Origin of the sequence: Bradyrhizobium ottawaense (assembly GCF_002278135.3) — a bacterium.
In the GTDB taxonomy this organism is placed as follows: Bacteria; Pseudomonadota; Alphaproteobacteria; order Rhizobiales; family Xanthobacteraceae; genus Bradyrhizobium; species Bradyrhizobium ottawaense.
Window position 1 is genome coordinate 6,025,073 of sequence record NZ_CP029425.2, and the last position, 18,334, is coordinate 6,043,406.

Annotated in this window: 15 protein-coding genes and 1 pseudogene; 2 read left to right on the top strand and 14 right to left on the bottom strand. The window is 63.9% G+C overall.

The window, feature by feature from the left end:
- Positions 1–8: 8 nt before the first annotated feature.
- From paaA to CIT37_RS28600, 8 genes are all read right to left on the bottom strand, one after another.
- Complete coding sequence (paaA, locus tag CIT37_RS28565) at positions 9–1,001, bottom strand: 1,2-phenylacetyl-CoA epoxidase subunit PaaA (protein ID WP_161966492.1); 993 nt, start codon at positions 999–1,001, stop codon at positions 9–11.
- A gap of 76 nt (positions 1,002–1,077) precedes the next feature.
- Positions 1,078–1,944: a phenylacetic acid degradation operon negative regulatory protein PaaX gene (gene paaX / locus CIT37_RS28570; RefSeq protein ID WP_095426349.1), complete on the bottom strand. Its 867-nt coding sequence runs from the start codon at positions 1,942–1,944 to the stop codon at positions 1,078–1,080.
- 311 nt (positions 1,945–2,255) lie between these two features.
- Positions 2,256–3,026 carry an esterase/lipase family protein gene (locus CIT37_RS28575; protein WP_038947066.1) on the bottom strand — a complete coding sequence of 257 codons (771 nt, stop codon included), beginning with the start codon at positions 3,024–3,026 and terminating at the stop codon, positions 2,256–2,258.
- 187 nt (positions 3,027–3,213) lie between these two features.
- Positions 3,214–4,500, bottom strand: a complete 1,287-nt coding sequence (locus CIT37_RS28580; RefSeq protein WP_038947065.1) for a DUF445 domain-containing protein — start codon at positions 4,498–4,500, stop codon at positions 3,214–3,216.
- A 245-nt stretch (positions 4,501–4,745) separates the two neighbouring features.
- A complete protein-coding gene (locus CIT37_RS28585) occupies positions 4,746–5,201 on the bottom strand; it encodes a phasin (protein ID WP_028143425.1) in 456 nt (151 codons plus the stop codon).
- Positions 5,202–5,425: 224 nt separating this feature from the next.
- Complete coding sequence (locus CIT37_RS28590; RefSeq protein ID WP_161966493.1) at positions 5,426–6,019, bottom strand: GNAT family N-acetyltransferase; 594 nt, start codon at positions 6,017–6,019, stop codon at positions 5,426–5,428.
- A complete protein-coding gene (locus tag CIT37_RS28595; RefSeq protein ID WP_028143427.1) occupies positions 6,016–7,098 on the bottom strand; it encodes a PHA/PHB synthase family protein in 1,083 nt (360 codons plus the stop codon). Before CIT37_RS28595 ends, CIT37_RS28590 begins: the two co-directional genes overlap by 4 nt.
- Positions 7,095–7,478, bottom strand: coding sequence for a hypothetical protein (locus tag CIT37_RS28600; protein ID WP_095426431.1), 384 nt, complete (start codon positions 7,476–7,478; stop codon positions 7,095–7,097). The genes CIT37_RS28595 and CIT37_RS28600 overlap by 4 nt, the downstream gene beginning before the upstream one ends.
- Positions 7,479–7,646: 168 nt before the next feature.
- Here CIT37_RS28600 and CIT37_RS28605 point away from each other — a divergent pair, with 168 nt between their 5' ends.
- Positions 7,647–8,561 (top strand): alpha/beta fold hydrolase, encoded by a 915-nt coding sequence (locus CIT37_RS28605; RefSeq protein WP_095426350.1) that lies wholly within the window; start codon positions 7,647–7,649, stop codon positions 8,559–8,561.
- Here the strand turns inward: CIT37_RS28605 and CIT37_RS28610 are convergent.
- From CIT37_RS28610 to CIT37_RS28635, 6 genes and pseudogenes are all read right to left on the bottom strand, one after another.
- Positions 8,558–9,232, bottom strand: a complete 675-nt coding sequence (locus CIT37_RS28610; RefSeq protein WP_095426351.1) for a spermidine synthase family protein — start codon at positions 9,230–9,232, stop codon at positions 8,558–8,560. The genes CIT37_RS28605 and CIT37_RS28610 overlap by 4 nt on opposite strands.
- Before the next feature lie 149 nt (positions 9,233–9,381).
- The gene (locus CIT37_RS28615; RefSeq protein ID WP_095426352.1) at positions 9,382–12,618 is read right to left on the bottom strand and encodes a bifunctional cytochrome P450/NADPH--P450 reductase; all 3,237 of its coding nucleotides are present in this window, start codon (positions 12,616–12,618) and stop codon (positions 9,382–9,384) included.
- A 114-nt stretch (positions 12,619–12,732) separates the two neighbouring features.
- The gene (locus CIT37_RS28620) at positions 12,733–13,728 is read right to left on the bottom strand and encodes an alpha/beta fold hydrolase (RefSeq protein ID WP_028143432.1); all 996 of its coding nucleotides are present in this window, start codon (positions 13,726–13,728) and stop codon (positions 12,733–12,735) included.
- A gap of 10 nt (positions 13,729–13,738) precedes the next feature.
- Positions 13,739–15,289 carry a WS/DGAT/MGAT family O-acyltransferase gene (locus CIT37_RS28625; protein ID WP_095426353.1) on the bottom strand — a complete coding sequence of 517 codons (1,551 nt, stop codon included), beginning with the start codon at positions 15,287–15,289 and terminating at the stop codon, positions 13,739–13,741.
- Positions 15,290–15,336: 47 nt separating this feature from the next.
- Positions 15,337–16,137: an esterase/lipase family protein gene (locus tag CIT37_RS28630; RefSeq protein ID WP_038947054.1), complete on the bottom strand. Its 801-nt coding sequence runs from the start codon at positions 16,135–16,137 to the stop codon at positions 15,337–15,339.
- Positions 16,137–16,393, bottom strand: a pseudogene (locus CIT37_RS28635) (DUF6489 family protein). The gene CIT37_RS28630 and the pseudogene CIT37_RS28635 overlap by 1 nt, the downstream one beginning before the upstream one ends.
- A gap of 305 nt (positions 16,394–16,698) precedes the next feature.
- Between CIT37_RS28635 and CIT37_RS28640 the strand changes: the two are divergent.
- On the top strand, positions 16,699–18,294 hold the full coding sequence (locus CIT37_RS28640) for an ABC transporter substrate-binding protein (protein WP_095426354.1): 1,596 nt from the start codon (positions 16,699–16,701) through the stop codon (positions 18,292–18,294).
- The last annotated feature ends 40 nt before the right edge of the window (positions 18,295–18,334 follow it).

Here is an 18,334-nt window from a genome sequence, read left to right on the forward strand (position 1 = left end):
TGATCTCCCTATTCCGCGGCTTGTGCGGTCTGGCGATGCGTGCGCTTGGCGGCGTAGGCGGCGGCGGCTTCGCGTACCCAGGCCCCCTCCGCATGCGCCTTGCGGCGCGCGGCCATGCGGTCGCGATTGCAGGGGCCGTTGCCGGCGAGCACCTGCTTGAACTCGGTCCAGTCGATCTCGCTGTAACGCCAGTGCCCGTCGGCATCCTGAATCATGCCGGGATCGGGGATGGTGAGGCCGAGATATTGCGCCTGCGGCACCGTGGCATCGACGAACTTCTGGCGCAGCTCGTCGTTGGAGAAACGCTTGATCTTCCACTTGGTCGAGGTGTCGCTATGCTGGCTCGTGCTATCTGGCGGGCCGAACATCATCAGCACCGGCCACCACCAGCGGTTCAGCGCATCCTGCGCCATCGCCTTCTGCTCGTCCGAGCCGCGGCACAGCGTCAGCATGATCTCGTAGCCCTGGCGCTGATGGAACGACTCCTCCTTGCAGACCCGGATCATCGCGCGCGCATAGGGGCCGTAGGAGCAGCGGCACAGCGGGATCTGGTTCATGATCGCGGCGCCGTCGACCAGCCAGCCGATGGTGCCGATATCAGCCCAGGTCAGCGTCGGATAGTTGAAGATCGAGGAGTACTTGGCTTTGCCCGCGAGCATGGCATCGACCAGCTCCTCGCGCGATGAGCCGAGCGTCTCGGCCGCAGCATAGAGATAGAGCCCGTGGCCGCACTCGTCCTGCACCTTGGCGAGCAGCGCGGCCTTGCGGCGCAGGGTCGGCGCACGGGTGATCCAGCTGCCCTCAGGCAGCATGCCGACGATTTCGGAATGGGCGTGCTGGGAAATCTGGCGTGTGAGCGTCTTGCGATAGGCCGCCGGCATCCAGTCGTTCGGCTCGATGCGCTCCTCGGCATCGACGCGGGCCTGGAACTGCGCAGCCTTGGCTGCGTCCTCAAGACCGCGGTCGTCGGTCTCGGCCGTATTCAGCGCCTGGGTATACATGCGCATCCTCCCGATTTATTGGGAGGCAATATATAACAAAAGTTACGTCATGCAAGATATTTCTGTAACATAAAACTCAGGCCTCGAACCTCCTTTCCAGAAGCTTCCGCGCCGGCGGCAATGGCCCTTTCTCGTTGGTTCCATGTCCATCAAGCCATTGTTCGGAGGAGGCAAGCAGCGCGCGATAGATTTCGCCGCACAGGTTCCGTGCCGCCCTGCCCGGCCAGTTCGTCGGCAGCAGGATTTCGGGCAATAGCGGATCGCGCAGCACGACGCGGCGATAGTAGTGGATCAGGAGGATGCGCGCGGTAAACGCGTCGGCCTCGGACAAATCGGTGCCGCGGCCGATCGCGGCGCGCAGCGGCTCGAACGTCTTCATGAATTTCAGATAGGCATCCGCGGTGCGGTCCAGCGGCCAACTCGCACTGAGCAGGCGACGCCCGCTGTCATCCTCAGCCGAGACTTCGAGACGGATCGCGCCCCCGGCTTCATCCGGCACCGGCAGGCCCGACGGCGCGACCCAAACCCCCGGCAGCGGACTGCCGAAGCCGGCGTTACGGAGCGCTTCGCGCGAGACGTCGCGATCTCCGCCATTGCCGATCAGGAGCAGCTCGAAGCGTCCGGTCCAGTCGGATGGCGGCGGATCGTAGATGTGGCGTGTCGCGGCCTCGAAGGTCTGGCGGCCCTTCTCGGCAAGCCGATAGAAGCTGTTGCGGCCGACCTTTTCCCGCGTGAGCCAGCCATCGGCCGCAAGCCGCGACATCGTGGTGCGCACCACGCCGCTGTCGATGTCGAGACCGTCGAAGAATTCGAGCAGCGTGCCGAGCCACACCGAACCGCCGCGGGGCACGATGGCATCGCCGAACACGGTGATGACGATGGAGCCGGTGCGCGACGGTTCACGCTTGAGCTGGTCGATGATGCGGGAGAGCGGATGCGCCATGCGCGAGGCATAGCGCGTTTGATGCGGGCGCGACAATGGACGGGTGCGACGGCTTCTCTTCTCCTCCCCGCTTGCGTGGCCGCGACGAGCTTCGCTCGCGCTGAGAAGGTCGGGATGAGGGGGAGGTTCCGCGGGGACGGAGGGAGTCGGACTCGCGGCGTACTCACAGCGTCATGGCCGGGCCAGTCCCGGCCATCCACGAGCCTTTCACGCAGCACAAAGACGTGGATGCCCGGGACAAGCCCGGGCATGACGATCTCTGCTCAACGTTCAAATCCGATTGCCCTGCCGCACGCGGAAAGAGGCGATGATCACCGATGCGGATCGGGATAGGCCAAGCTGCGCCAGCCGCTGCGGTCGAATGGCCGCCACTGGCCTTCCTTTTGCGCGAGCCGGTCGGCCACGGCATAGACCGCGGCCGGGTGATGGCCCATGCCGCAATGGCTGCTCTCGATCTCGATGCTCTCGGTCTGCCCGCCCGATTTCTCCATGCAGCCCTGCCAGGCGCAGACGCCGTCAGTGCGGCTGAAGATGGCGGTGGTCGGCACCGGCGGTGGTGCCGCCAGATCGCCGCCGAACCGCGGATCGACCTCGTCCGACTTCCGACCGCTCGCCCATTCATAGACGCGCCAGGCATTGGTTGAACGGGGATCGCCGGCGAAGGGGCTACCAAGCGTGATCACCTGCCGCACGCGCTCGGGCATCATCTTGGCGAGCTGGCGCGCATAGAGGCCGCCAAGGCTCCAACCGACCAGGCTGATCTTGCGGCCATGGGTGTCGCTGAGCTCCTCGACCAGATCGACCATGGCATGCTGCACGCCCTCGCGAAGGCCATAGTTGCGGCCCTGGCGCCAGCCGCTCACCGCATATCCCTTACTGGTCAGAAACGTGCGCAACGCACGCGTGGATGCATCGGAGGCCACGAGGCCCGGCAGCACCAGCACCGGGTGCCCATCACCGCGCGGCGCAAGGCTCAGCAGCGGCAGCGCGCCGAGGAATGCGCCGAACTCGTGGATCGCGCGCCCTTCCATAAACATCAGAGTTCTCGACGGCGGACGCAGCGTCTGGGCAGTAGCGGTCATCAATGTTTCCCCTGAGAAGGCGCCGGGCGCGATACCGGCAAATGGGCATGAATTCCAATACGCCGGCTTCTTGATCGTTCCGCAGCGCAGCATGAATCAGCTAGGCGGCCGGTTCCGACATTCAAGCGGGAGAGTCGCGGGGCGACAATAGGCCCGCGCGTTAATGCTAACGTCCGTGGCGCAAAAGTCACAGCAATCGGAGCAGGAATTCTACGGAGTAGAGCGCGAGCCCGGCGAGCCCACCGATCAGCGAACCGTTGAAACGGATGTATTGCAGGTCGCGCCCGATGTTGATTTCGATCAGCGAAATCAACTGCGCCATATCCCATGCCTTGACCTGGTCGGAGATGAAGATGGAGACGCCACTCTTCTGGTCGGCGACGAAGCTGCGCAGCACCGTCACCAGCCCCTTGTTGATCTCGTCGCGCAGCTCGGCATCGCCGGCGAGCGCATCGCCGGCGGAAACGAACATGCCGGCGAGATGATGCTGTAGCACCTGCGTCTCGCCGCTCGCGCTGCGTTCGATGAAGGAGCGTGTGTTGGCCCAGACGGTGCGTGCGAGATCGGCAAGCTCGGGCCGCGCGAGGAGGTCGCGCTTCAAGCCGGCGATGCGGTCGATATAGGCCTGGTCAGTGCCGAGCCGGTCGACGAAGCTCAGCACCATGCGGTCGAACTCGCCGCGGAAGGGATGCTTGGGATCGCTGCGCACCTCGTTGAAGAAGGCGGTCGCGGACGCCACGATCTTGTTCACCAGAAACTTGTCGGCTCGGTAGAGCCGCAGCAGGGTCGGCAATTCCGCGCGCACCTTCTCGCGGATCATCCCCATCGTCTCTTTCTGGTTCAGCGTCTCGTGCATCACGCGCAGGAGATCGTCGAACAGGATCTGATGGCGCCCCTCCGCCACGAAACCGCGCAGCGTGCCGGCGGCGAGTGGCGCAAGGTCGATCGCCTGGAGCTGCGATGACATGCGGCGGATGATGAAGGTCATCAGACCCGAGCTCTCCGTCGCCGAGACGGCCTCCGGCAACAGGCGGAGCGCGAAGCGCGCGAGATCGTCGCTGCGCTTGCGGTCGCGCAGCCAGTCGGCGACGAAGGAGCCGAAATCGATCTCCTTCAGCTTGGCCTCGACCGGTCCCGCCTCGAGGAAATGCACCTGGATGAATTCGCCGAGCTTGTCGGCGATCCTGGCCTGGTTGCTCTGGATGATCGCGGTATGCGGGATCGGCAGGCCGAGCGGCCGCTTGAACAGCGCGACCACGGCATACCAGTCGGCGAGGCCGCCGATGGTCGCGGCTTCCGCGAAGGCGGCGATGAAGCCGAACACGGGATGCGCGTTCAGCAGCAACTTCGCGACGACGAACAGGGCAAGCGTCGAAGCCAGCACCAGCGTCGCCAGCGCTTTCACGCGGCGCAGCTCGGCCGCGCGTTCGGCATCGCCGGGAGTATCGAAGGAGAAGGCGGCGGGTGGGGTCATTGTAGATACTTAGCGTGTCGATCTCCGCGTGTCCCGGACGCGGTGCAGCGCAGAGCGATGCGCCGCAGAGCCGGGACCCAGCAAGCATCCGATGCAGGATGGCCCCCGGATCAGCAGTGCACCACACCCCTGGTCGATGCTTCGCATCGCCAGGGGCGGCTGCACTGCGTCCGGGGAACGCAAGAGGCAAAAACAAAGGCCCGCCGAAGCGGGCCTCAAATTGAGTTTTGACTCAGGGCGCCGGATCAGGCGGTCTTGTTGTAGACCTTGGCAAAATTGTCCTGAGCGGACTTCGCACCGTTGGCGGCGAGCTGGCCGAAATAGTCGGCGGTCGCCTTGGCGCGCGAGACGAACACTTCGCCGCGGGCGCGGAGCAGGCTCGACTGGATCTCGACGGCTTCGCTGACCGACTTGGCGGAAGCAAGCTTGTCGATGCTGGCGAAGAACGCCTGGGCGTCGTCATAGATCGCCTGCTGGATATTGCGGCTGATCTTGCCGGCCTCGGTGACGGACTCGGTCACCGCGTTCTCGACGGCGGCGGTCACGCGCTCGGAGCCAGCGAACACCTCTGCAGCACGGTCCTTGGCGGTGTTGGCGGTCTTCTTGACGAACTCGCGGGCGGCCTCGGGAACTTCCAGGTTCTGGATGTTCTTGAAAGCGTCCTTGAAGCCCTCGAAAGCGGTGTTGGTTTCAGTGGTCATGGGGTTCTCTCCATCCTCATTGGTTGAGCTATGGGCTCACCCCGTCCTCGATGGCCCGGGGCACGGCTTATATGGCATAGTTAATTGTGCGATGCAATATTATTATTGCACTGCGATATCACGAAACTGTGAACAGCCTTAACAGGAGGCATATGATGCCTCCCTGGCCAAGCAGGTTCCCGGAGAGCGGTCGGACCATCTCCCCAGTGCTGGAGACGGCGGTCCTAGTGCTGGACGGCGCCTGGGAGCCCGTAGGCCTCCATCTGGGCCTGGACCTGCGCGATGTTATGGCCGAGCACGACGATGTCGTGGGTCTTGCCGTCGACGTCCCGGACGTGATCTCGCAGCAACGCTTCGGCCTTGAAACCGAGGCTCTCGAACACGGCGATCGCGGCCTGCTGGTCGACCGTCATCTGAACCGAGAGTTTTTCCAGGCCCGCGCCGAGCGCGAGCGCGAAGGTCTCCTGCGACAGCGCCCGCCCTACCCCCTTCCCGCGCACATCGAGCGAGACGACCATGCGAATCTCGCCGACATGGGGCGACCAGGAGTGCGGATCGCGCACCAGCGTGCCGCAGCCGACGACCTTGCCGTCCCTGACCGCAAGCAGGCTCGTAATCGCGCCACGCTCGATCTCCTTGACCCAGGCCGACAGCACCTTCGGCTCGCTGATATTGCGCGGCAAAAACAACAAATCGTGGGTCGGCAGGCCCTTGCCGAAGGCGAGCACCGCGGCTTCATCCGCAGGCGACATCAAGCGAATCTCGATATCGCCGGCGTCGGTCTTGACGTGACGCGGATACGAACGCTGCTCGCTCATGTCGATCTCTTCCCTAGCCAGGAATCCAGTTTCGGCCATAGCCGCTTCACGGCGTTGGCTCCCGCGACGAGCGAGACGTGACCGCCCTTCAGCATCACCTCTTCCTTGTCCGCAGATCCGATCTTCGCGATCAGGTGCTTGGCGGCGTCATACGGCACGATGTGATCATGCTCGGCGACCGCATGCAGAATCGGCACCTTGATGTTGTCGAGCTTCGCAGGCCGGCCGCCGACCGACATGGTGTCGTTGAACAGCTTGTTGTCCCACATCAGGTCTTTGGTGATGGCGCGGAAATACTCGCCCGCCAGCGGCAGGGTGTCGGTCGCCCAACGGTCGAACATGCGGTAGGACTTGACGAACTCGTCGTTCCAGATGTTTTCCCAGAGCTGGATCTGGCTCACCGTGCGCGAGGCCGGACGCAGCATCTCGAACGAGGACAGGATCATCTCCGGCGGCACGTTGCCGACGCTGTCGACGAGGCGGTCGACGTCGAAATAGCGACGGTCGGAGAAATTCGAGAACAGCTTCATCTCGCGGAAGTCGATCGGCGTGGTGAAGCAGATCAAATTCTTCATCGGCCCATCCTTGTGGATCGCGCCGTAGAGCAGCGACAGCACGCCGCCGAAGCAATAGCCGATCACGGAGACGTCCTGCTCGCCGGAATCAGCTTGCACCCGGCGAACACAGTCCGGAATGAAGTCGAGGACATAGTCCTCCATCCGCAGACTCTTCTCCTCCGGCCGCGGCGCGCTCCAGTCGAGCATATAGACGTCGTAACCGCGCTTGAGCAGGAATTCGATAAAACTCTGGCCGGGGACGAGGTCGAGGATGTAGCCGCGGTTGGTGGTGGCCATCACGATCAGCACCGGCACGCGGTAGATCTCGTCCGACATGGGGCGATAATGATAGAGATTCATGGTGCCGCGCGAATGCAGCACGTCCTTGGGCGTCGATCCAAGTGATGGACCCGAGGTCGAGAAATATTCGACGCCCTTGATGCTGCGCTGGATGGCGCGCTGCACCTCGCTCTGGATGCGTTCCGGGATAGAAGCGAAATCAAGTCCGGGAGCTGCATTCATGCCTGCTCTCCGCCCTCAGACGGCGGGCGCTTGGTGCGCGGCGGCCGCAATGCGGAATCGCCCCCCTGAGACACGCCGGCACTTGCAGCCATCTGGTTCAGCAGCGACTTGATCTCACCGATCTGGACTTCGATAGCTTGCAGCCTTTCGGCAAGGCCTGTGACCTGCTCCCGACTCGGCAGGTTCATGGAGACCAAGTACTTCTCCATGAGTTCGCCGAGCTGCTTCTGAGCACCTGCAGCAACTCCCCCCGCACGGTTCATCGCCTGCGAAAACTCGGGCGACGACATGGCCTGGTTGGCGAAGGAGTTGAACCCCTTCTCCATCTCACCAACCATCTTTTGCCACATGGCGACCGGGTCACTGGTCTTGTCGGTCATCGGTGTCCTCCAGATGTCGAGAGCTTCGATGCTCTTCTTTTTCGCCATACCACACCGTTGCGCCGTGCCGGTCAACCGGCAAGCAGCGGCTCGGTGCCGCGCGCGGCTTTCATTGCAACGGGAAACCGTGCGATACAGCATCAGTCAAACGCTTGAGGGAACGCGCCCGTGAACGCCCATCAGCCGCCCCAGACAGTCCGCGCCAATGGCATCGAGATCTGCTACGAGATTTTTGGCAACGACAATGCCGAGCCGCTGCTGCTGATCATGGGATTAGGCGCCCAGATGATCCACTGGGACGATGCGTTCTGCGAGCAGCTTGCCGCACGCGGCTTCCGCGTGATCCGCTTCGACAATCGCGACATCGGCAAGTCGAGCCATCTGACGGGCGGCAAGCGGTTGACCCCGCTCGAGCTGCTTAAGCTGCGATTCTTCAGGATTCCCGTCGCGGCAACCTACAGGCTGATCGACATGGCCAAGGATACGATCGGGCTGATGGATGCGCTCGGCATCAAATCGGCGCATCTTGTCGGTGCCTCCATGGGCGGCATGATCGCGCAGGAGGTCACGCTGTCGTTCCCGCAGCGCGTGCGCTCGCTGACCTCGATCATGTCGACGACGGGCAGTCCGCGCGTGCCGCCGCCGACGCGCGAGGCGGCCGCAATGCTGATGGCGCCGCCGCCGCGCAGCAAGGAGGAGTTCATCGTCCGCTACGGCCAGACCTGGAAGGTGTTGCGCGCCGGGCATTTTCCGGAGGAGGAAGCGCTCGACCCGGAACGCGCCGAGCGCGTGTTCGCGCGCGGGCTCAATCCGGCCGGCGTCGGCCGCCAGCTCCGCGCGGTGCTCGCGTCCGGCAGCCGCAAGGAGCGGCTGCATGCCGTGCAGACGCCGACGCTCGTGATCCACGGTACCGTCGATCCCTTGGTGCGGCCTGAGGGCGGCAAGGACACGGCGGCGTCAATCCCGAACGCAAGATTGTTGATGATCGACGGTATGGGCCATGCACTGCCGATGCGGTTCTGGCCTGAGATCATCGGCGCCATCGACAAGTACGCGCATGGCGCGGCGGCGCAGGCAGCTTAACAGTTCTTCGCCATCCAGATCACATGGCGCGCACCGCCGCCCCTGCCGGTCGCGCGGACATTGACCTCGTTGACGTCGAAACCGGCGCTGCGAAGTCGCTTGGTGAAGGCCGGGTTGGGTCCCGACGACCAGACCGCGAGCATGCCGCCCGGCCGCAGCGCCGTCTTCGCCGCCTTCAGCCCGCTCGAACTATAGAGCGCATCATTGCCCTTGCGGGTCAGTCCCTCCGGCCCGTTGTCGACGTCGAGGAGAATGGCGTCGAAAGCCGACCGCTGCGCCCGGATGATTTCGCCGACATCGGTTTCCCGGATGCTCACCCGGGCATCATCGAGGCTCTCGCCGAACACTTCCGCCATCGGGCCCCGCGCCCAGACGACGACCGCCGGCACCAGCTCGGAGACCACGATCTTCGCCTTGGCGCCAAGCACCGCCAACGCCGCACGCAGCGTAAAGCCCATGCCCAATCCGCCGATCAGGACAACGGGCTTGGCGACCGTCTCGATCTGCTTCGCCGCGAGCGTTGCGAGCGCGGCTTCCGAACCCGACAGGCGGTTGTTCATCAGCTCGTTGGTGCCGAGCTTGATGGAGAACTCCTTACCTCGCCGCATCAGGCGAAGCTCTTCGTCGGAGCCGGGGATTTTGGCGGTGTCGATTTTTTCCCAGGGAATCATGAGGGACGTTTAGCATGATCGGGATTCGCAGGGTGGGTTAGCCGAAGGCGTAACCCACCTCTTTACTTTCCACGGGATCAGAAGCGGTGGATTACGCCGGCGGACTGCGCTGCGCGCAGCCGCGGGCTAATCCACCCTACGATCTCTGCCTACCCTCCCGCCCAGACGTCCAGCACATAGCGGTTCTTCGTCCCCATCTCCTCGATCCAGCGCGCACTGACGGCGGCGTCGCTGCCGCTCTTCTCGCGGTGGATCGCGACCAGTGCCGCTTTCACGTCCGGCTCCATCTTGCCGCCGTCGCCGCAGACATAGACGATCGCGCCCTGCTCGATCAGCGGCCAGACCTTGTCCTTCTGCGCGGCGAGCAGGTGCTGCACATAGGTCTTCGGTTCGTCCGCGCGCGAGAACGCAGTGAAGAGTTCCGTGATGCCGCTCGCCGCCAACGCCTTCAGCTCGTCCGCGTAGAGAAAATCCTGGTCGGGATGGCGGCAGCCGAAAAACAGCATCGCGGGTCCGAGGCTGGCGCCCTTCGCCTTGCGTGCGGCCCGTTCCTGAAGGAAGCCGCGGAACGGCGCAAGGCCCGTGCCGGGGCCGATCATGATGATAGGCACCAAGGGATCGTCGGGAAGCCGGAAGCCGGCCTTGGTCTCGCGTACGGTGGCGTAGATCGCATCGCCCGCGCGACGGTTGGCGAGATAGTTCGAACAGATGCCCTTGTAGGTGCCGCGGCCGGAGGCGGCCGGCCCTTCGACCACGCCGACCGTGACACTGCAGCGCGCCGGGTCGACCGACGGCGAGGACGAGATTGAGTAATAGCGCGGCGCCAGCAACGAGAGCATTTCGAGATAGACATGGAACGGCAACTCGCAGGCCGGATATTCGAGCAGAAGATCGAACACCGATTTGCGCCTGGCCAGGATCTCGCCCCGGTAACGCTCGAGCGGCTCAGCTTCCTCGCCGACGAAAGCCAGCAGCTTCGGCTTGGTGACCGGACAGCGGGTGTGCTCGGCCATGATCTGGATCTGCTTGCGCGTCGCCACCTGCTGCAGCTCGACGAACTCGCTGAGCAGGCGGCCGACGGACACGGCATCCCCCACCGGCAATTGCGCGCGGCGGCCCTCGGCGACCTGCAGCCTGATCTGATCGGCGGGCAGGAAGCCGAAGCGGCGCGCGACCGAATCCACTAGCGTGGGATCGTTGCGTGGCACGACACTCAAATGATCGCCGACGCGGTAGCTGGCGTTGGACGGCAGTTGCACCTCGATGTGGCGCGTCGAACGCTCGGAGGGCTTGGACCCGCCCTTGTTCTGAAGCTCGTCATTGACCAGCACTTTCATCGCCACCGCGCCGCCCTGGGCCACGATGGTGTTGACGGCGCTCACCGCCACCGGCTCGATCGCATAGAGCGGATCGTCCTCGGCGGTGCGGGTGAAGTTCCAGTCGATGCCGAATTCCTTGGTCGCGACCTGTGCCGCCGCCGGAAACCATTTCTGGAACTGGCCGTCGAGATCGCTGCGCGCATCGCCCTCGCCGCGCGGATAGACCGCGCGCGCGCCATGCGCCGACAATTGCTCGTCGATCAGACGCGGCACCGATTGATAGGTCGCGGCCCAGTCGCTGTTGCCGCAGCCGAACACGGCGTAGCGCACGCCGGCAAAGGCATCCTTCGGCAGGTCGCCGCCGAGCCATTTGACGAACTGCGTCGCGTTATCAGGCGGCGCGCCGTTATAGGAGGCGCAGATGATCAGAACGCCGCCCTCCTGCGGCAGCTTGCCGACGTAATCGTCGAGCGGGCCGAGATGCACGGCAAAGCCATTGATCTCGGCGAGATCAGCCATGCGCGTCGCCAGCTCCTCGGCGGTGCCGAGATTGGAGCCGTAAAGCACCAGCATCGGCGTGTTGTGGCCGGGCCGGGCGGTCGGCTGGCGCGGCGCCTTCGGCGCCGAAGTAGCGGCCGCGACTGGCCCGCCATAGGCGCCACGCTCGCGATCGACGCGCGGGCGCACCTTGATCTTGAAGCCTTCCGGCTTCATCGTCAGGGTTTCCTTCAGATGCATCTGGTAGCGCTGGTGGTCGATCAGCTTGAAGCGCTGCAGGATCATGCCGAGCGCGAGCGCGGCCTCGTGCATGGCAAAGCCGCGGCCAATGCAGGCGCGCTGGCCGTTGCCGAACGGCTTCCAGGCATTGACCGGCCGCTTGGCTTCCGCCTCGCGGCTGAAATTATCGGGATCGAACGCATCCGGATTCGGTCCCCAGACGCTGGGATCGCGATGCAGCGCGGTTACCAGAATGGTGGTGAAGGTGCCCTTGCGAAGCTTGTACTTGCCGCCGCCGAGCGTCTCGTCCTTGAGCGGCGAGATGCCATAGGCCGGCGCCGGCGGCCACAGCCGCAGCGCCTCTTTCAGGATCTGCGTGATGTAGGTGAGCTGCGTCACCTGCTGGTAGGTCGGCTTCGCGTTGACGTCGGGGCCGAAGACGCGGTCGACCTCGTCATAGGCCTTCTTGAGGATGTCCGGATGCTTGAGCAGCGCATAGAGCGTGTAGGACAACAGGCCGCTGGTGGTCTCGTGGCCGGCGATCAGGAACGTGTTGATCTGGTAGCGGATGTTGACGTCGTCGAGCTGCTCGCCGGTCGAACGATCGACGCCGGTCATCATCGCGGCGAGCATGTCCTTCTTGTCGTCGATCCCCTCCGCGCTCTTGCGGCGCTCGGCAATGATCTCGTCGACCATCTTGTTCATGAAGGCGACGTCTTCGGCGAGCGTCTTGCGCCGCTTCTGCATCCAGATCTGCTCGAACGGCAGGCCGCGTGTCATCATGATGGTTTCGAGCGAGCGCACCAGCGACTCGACGAAGGGATGGTAGTCGCGCCGGTAGAACGAATTGAAGCGATACTCGAAACCGCACAGGCCGATCGTATCCAGCGTCAGCGCCGTCATGTCGTGGACGACGTCGATCTCGTCGTCGGCGTTCAGCCGCTCCCATTTCTGGACGAGCTGCTCGGCGATATCGACCATGCTCGGATGGTAGGACTGCATGGCCCGGTTGCCGAACGGCTGGAGCAGGATGTTGTGCGCCTTGCTCCAATTCGGCTCTTTGGTGTCCGCCGTGAACAGCCCGTCGCCGCCAACCGCGCGTACGCGCCGCAGCGCACCGCGCACGGTCTTGTCGAAGCGCTTCTCATCAGACAGTTCATCGACGAGATCGTGGCCCGAGACGACCACGATCGGCGAGCCCATCATGTCGAGCCAAAAGATCGGACCGAGCTCCTTGGCGAGCCGCGTCAAATGCTGCACGGGGGCGGCCGAGTCCAGCGAAAGCATGTTGCCGACCACCGGCTTGGTCGGCGGATGCGGGATCGGGTCCAGACGGTTCTTGGATGACATTGACGTGCGTTTCCCCTGCCTTGCGTCATTCCGGGATGGTCCGAAGGACCAGACCCGGAATCTCGAGATCCCGGGTTCGACGCTACGCATCGCCCCAGGATGACGACTGCGTCGTCACCCAAACCGCCTTCTACGCCATTCGATCAGCTTGGCGCTGACCTCCTCCGGCTTCTCCTGCTGCGTCCAATGGCCACTGTCGCGGACCAGATATTTTTCGAGATCGGGGATCAGCTTGTCCATGCCATCGGCGGAAGACGGCGGCAACACCGCGTCGTTCTCGGCCATGATCATCAACGACGGCACCCGCACCGTATGATCGAGCCCTTCGGCGCGCGTCCAGTTGCGCGACATGTTGCGGTACCAGTTGATGCCTCCGGTAAAGCCGGTTCTGGTGAAATTGTCGACGAACACCTTCTTCTCTTCCGGCGACAGGATCGGCGTACGCGGATCATGCTTTGCGTCATAGCTGGCGATCATCTGCGGAAACGCCAGATTGACCCGCGGAGAAGCGCCGACGCCGGCAACCACCTCCTCTGCCGGCGCGTCGGCCGGGCGCGGCGCCGGCTTGCGCATGAACGCGTCAAAAGTCTGTTCGACGCGACTTCCGAAAATCCTGTCGGGCTCACGCGCCGGGTCCTGGAACTGCACGATGTACATCTTGTCGCCGAAGCGGGCGCGTAGGAGCTCGATCGGATCGGCCCAGGCACGGTTGGTATGCGGCGTGTTGATGCCGACCACGCCCGCCACCCGGTCGATGTGCCGCAACGGCATCTGCCAGACGATGAAGCCGCCCCAGTCGTGACCGACGAAGACCGCCTTGTCGATCTGCAAATGGTCGAGCAGCCCGACGAGATCACCGGTCAGGTGCTCGATGTCGTAATCCTCGACCGCCTCGGGCCGGTCGGTCGCGCCATAGCCGCGTTGGTCGGGCGCGATCACGCGGATGCCGGCCTCGCTCAGCGCTTTGATCTGGTGGCGCCAGGAGAAGGCCAGCTCGGGCCAGCCATGGCACAGCACGATCGGCGGCGTGTCCGTGATCGGGCCCGCCTCGTAATATCCCATGCGGATTCCGTTCGTGTGCACGAACTTGAGCTGTGGCATTTCAATCATCGAACCATTCCTATTCCGCAGCGCCCTTGATGTCGGTCGCCGGCGGCGCGTAGGCCGCCTCCAGCGCGGCGAACTCCTCCGGCAGCATGTCGCACATCACCTGCACATGTGGAATGATGTTGGCGCCGACGATGAAGCCGAAATCGAGCTGGTCGCGATAGCTCTGCACGGTAATGTTGAGCGCCTGCCCGTGCGTCGAGATCGACACCGGGAAGATGTGCAATAGCTCCGCCCCGGCAGCGTAAAGCGTCTGCCGCGGCCCCGGCACGTTGGACACGGTGATGTTGGCGGCTGGCGGCAGCACGTCCGACAGGTTCGAGCGGCTGTAGAGCAACGCCAGGATCTGCACCATGATCGGCGCGCCCAGCATCGAGATGTTGGAGACCTGGGGCATCAGCGCGCGCAAGGGGTGCGACATCTCCTTGGACTTGGTCGATTGCGCGATGATGGCTTCGAGCCGCGCCTTGGGATCGTCGATGTTGGTCGCGATCGCGCAGATCATGCCGAACACCTGGTTGTTGGCCTCGGTGTTGCCCTCCTCGCGCAGCGAGATCGGTACCGCCGCGGTCAGCGATTTCGCCGGCAGCGTGCTGTACTCCTTCAGGTAACGCCGGACCACGCCGGAGGCGAGCGCCAGCACGACGTCGTTTAGCTTGCCGCCGGCCTGCTTGGCCAGCGCCTTCGCGCGAGACAGCGGGATCGACACACCGGCGAAGCTTCGCTCCGACGAGATGGTCTTGTTCAGCATGGTCGGCGGCGACACCATGCTGGCAAGGCTCTCGCGCGATTTGGGATCGGCGACCTTGCCGAGCACATCGGAGACGCTCTTGACCATGGTCGGGATATTGCCCGCGAAGCGCACCGCGCTCTCGATCTGGTACATCGCGTTGTCGAACAGGATCGAGCCGATGTCGCTCTTGCCGGTGCGCGGCAATTGCAGGTTCTGGGCGGCCTTGCCGGCGTCGAGCGGCTGGTTGAAAAGCTGCTGGTAGGAATCCAGCAGGTTCGCCGCGATGTCGCGCGGCTCCTGTCCGGGCTTGCTGCCAGCCGCCGGCGGATCGACCTTCCGCGGGATCGGCGAGATGTCGTAGATCATGTTGGTCAGCGCCGCACCGGCACCGCCGTCGATGGCGGCATGGTGCATCTTGGAATAGAGCCCGACCTCGTTGTCCTTCATGCCCTCGAACACGTAGAACTCCCAGAGCGGGCGGGCGCGGTTCAACAGCTTGGCGTGCATCCAGCCGACGATGCGCTCCAGCGTGGCACGGTCGCGCGGCTGCGGCAGGCTGGCACGGAAGATGTGACGGTCGATGTCGAACTGATCGTCCTCGACCCAGGAGGGATGATCGATGTCGAGCGGCGCCTTCTCCAGCCGCGCCTTCAGGATCGGCACGATATGCAGGCGCGAGACGATCATCGCCTTGAAGTCTTCGAAGAAGTCGCCCTTGTAATCGTCGGGCAGGCGAAAGATCGCCATGCTCCCGACATGCATCGGCATCTCCGGCGTTTCCAGATAGAGAAACGACGCGTCCAGCGACGACAGCTTCTTACCGTCAGCCATAATTCCCTCCCGCAACAATTTTGACGGGCGCCTTCTGGCGCTTCTCGTCAGGCCGATATTGCCTGTTCCGGCGGGGCATATGCAATGGCAAACGGCCCGGCCCGGTCAAATGGCGAGAATTCCCCTTCCGGTTGCGCCAGCCGGTCCGCCACGGCCCATAGCGCCGCGGGGTTCACCCCGAGCCCGATATGGCTCGCCAGGAGCACTTCGATGTTCTCGGCACGGTCGGAGGGACGGAGCAGGCAGGTCCGCCAGTTCACGACGCCGTCGGCCCGCGAATAGATCGACGTCGCCGGCACCGGCAGATCGCCGGCGATCGCCTCGCGCGCCTCAGCAAGATCCTCGACCCGTTCGCCGGACAGCGCTTCGTAGAGCCGCGTCGCGTTGGTCGCCCGCACGTCATTGGCAAACGGGCTGCCGAGCGTGATGACATAGCGAACCATGTCGGGCGCCTGGAGCGCGAGATCGCGGGCATAGACGCCGCCGAGGCTCCATCCGACTAGGCTGACCTTGCGTCCGCTCGCAGCATGGATTTCGGCAAGACGGGCGCGCAGCGACTCCCGAATCCGCCCGAGGCCGCCGAGATTACGGCCCATCCGCCAAGCCTGTGCCTCATAGCCGAGCTCGCTGAGATAGCGCCGCATCGGGGCCATCGAGAGGTCGCTGGCGAGAAAGCCCGGCAGCGCCAGCACCGGATGGCCATCGCCCCTCGGCGCTCGCATCAGGATCGGCGACAGCAACAGGCTTGCATTGAACTCGAACAGGCCGCGCGCTTCTGCAAGCAGCAGGGCGAGGCCCGGCGGACGAAGCCCGCCCGGGGCCTGCCGCCCGTCTGGCCCGGACGGCATTATTTCTTCTTGTCGCTGCTGCGCGTGCCGCCGAGGCCCGCCATCGTGACGAACATGTCCTGAAACCGCTCCGCGATCTTGGGATCGAAGGTGAACCAGCTCTGGATCAGCGATTCCGGCGAGACCTTCTCGATGTTGCTGAGCACCTGCTGCTGCAGCTTGTCCATCACCGCCGTCTGCATCGGTCCCACGTCAGGCAAACCGAAGAACTGGCGGGCCTCGAGGGGGTGCAGTCGATTTCGATATTAACTTTCATGTCCCCTCCGGATGAGATTCGAGCGGCCTGCCGGCAGTATCGCCGCGAGTTGTGGTGCGACGCAAGCGGCCTGATGCAGGCGCGACATGCCGCGTCCCGCAATCGGCCGATATAGTCAACCAAAGTCGAAAGACGCGGTCCCCCATGCCAGGCGGCACGGTCAGCATTGCTGCACAGCGGTGCAACTTGGCGCGTTCCTTGCTGGAATGGCGCTTGCACCGGTCGAGAACTCTGGGCAACATGGATCAATCAGCCCTGCCGAACAATCAAAAATCATCGGCACGGCAGAGTGGAGAGGGTCAAGAATGTCAGTCGGTCGAAGTCTGTTTGCGGCGACGCTCGCCGGTACGCTTGCGTTGACGGTCGCGCCGGCGTCGAGCCAGACGCTGCGTTATGCCAACCAGGGTGACCTGAAATCCCTTGATCCCTATACGCTGAACGAAAGCACCACCCACGCCCATCTCGGTCACGTCTATCAAGGCCTCACCGCGCGCGACAAGGACCTCAAGATCATTCCGGCGCTGGCGGAAAGCTGGGAAACTCCGGAGCCGACCCGCTGGCGCTTCCATTTGCGCAAGGGCGTGAAATTCCATAACGGCGATCCCTTCACCGCCGACGACGTCGTGTTCTCCGCCGATCGCGTCCGCAAGAAGGGGTCCAATATGCAGACCCGCCTTGCGCCCGACGTCAAGGTCGTCAAGGTCGACGACTACACCGTCGACTTCGTCTTGCCATCGCCCAATCCCATCCTGCATAACTCGTGGGATGTCTGGTACATCATGGACAAGAAATGGGCCGAGGAGAACAACGTCGTCGATCCGACGCCGGTGGCGGCGACCACGCCGAGCTACGCCTCGCTCCACGAGAACGGCACCGGTCCGTTCACCATCGAAAGCCATCAGCCCGGCGTGAAGACGGTTTTCAAGGCCAACCCCAACTACTGGGGCAAGGTCGAGGGTAACCTGAAGGAGATCGTCTTCACCCCGATCGCTTCAGACGCAACCCGCGTCGCTGCGCTGCTCTCGGGCGAAGTCGACGTCATCGAGCCGGTGCCGATCCAGGACATCTCCCGCGTCGATTCCAGCCCCAACGCCCAGGTGCTGAAAGGGCCGGAGCTGCGCACCATCTTCATCGGCTTCGATCAGATGCGCGATGAGCTGCTCTACTCCAACATCAAGGGCAAGAACCCGTTCAAGGACGTCCGCGTCCGCGAAGCCTTCTACAAGGCGATCGACATCGAGCTGATCAAGAAGCGCGTGATGCGCGAGCTGTCGACACCATCGGCGCTGATGATCGCTCCGGAGTTGTTCGTGCTGTCCAAGGAGTTCACGCGGCCGAAATTCGACCCCGATGGAGCCAAGAACCTCCTGACCGAAGCCGGCTATCCCGATGGCTTCGAGGTCACGATGGATTGTCCGAACGACCGTTACGTCAACGACGCCGCGATCTGCCAGGCCGTCGTCGGCATGCTTGCCCGCATCGGCGTCAAGATCAACCTGCTGGCGCAGCCGAAAGCGCAGTACTTCGCCAAGGTGTTGAAGCAGGGCGGCTACCAGACCTCGTTCTACCTCCTGGGCTGGACGCCGAGCACGATGGACTCCCACAACGTGCTCTATGACATCATGGGCTGCCGCGACGACGCGAAATCCTCACGCGGCGAGGCCAATCTCGGCGGCTACTGCAACAAGGAGTTCGACGCCATCACCGACAAGGTGCTGGTCGAAACCGATACTGCCAAGCGCAACCAGCTGATCAAGCAGGCCTACGAAATCGGCAACAAGGACTGGTCCTACATCCCGCTGCACCAGCAGGCGCTGGCCTGGGGCGTGTCGAAGAAGGTCAACCTGCCGCAGCGCGCCGACAATCTGGTCATGTTCCATTGGGCGACCAAGAAGGAATAGCACCAGTTGAACACGAGGTCCCGGCGGCGTCAGGCATCCG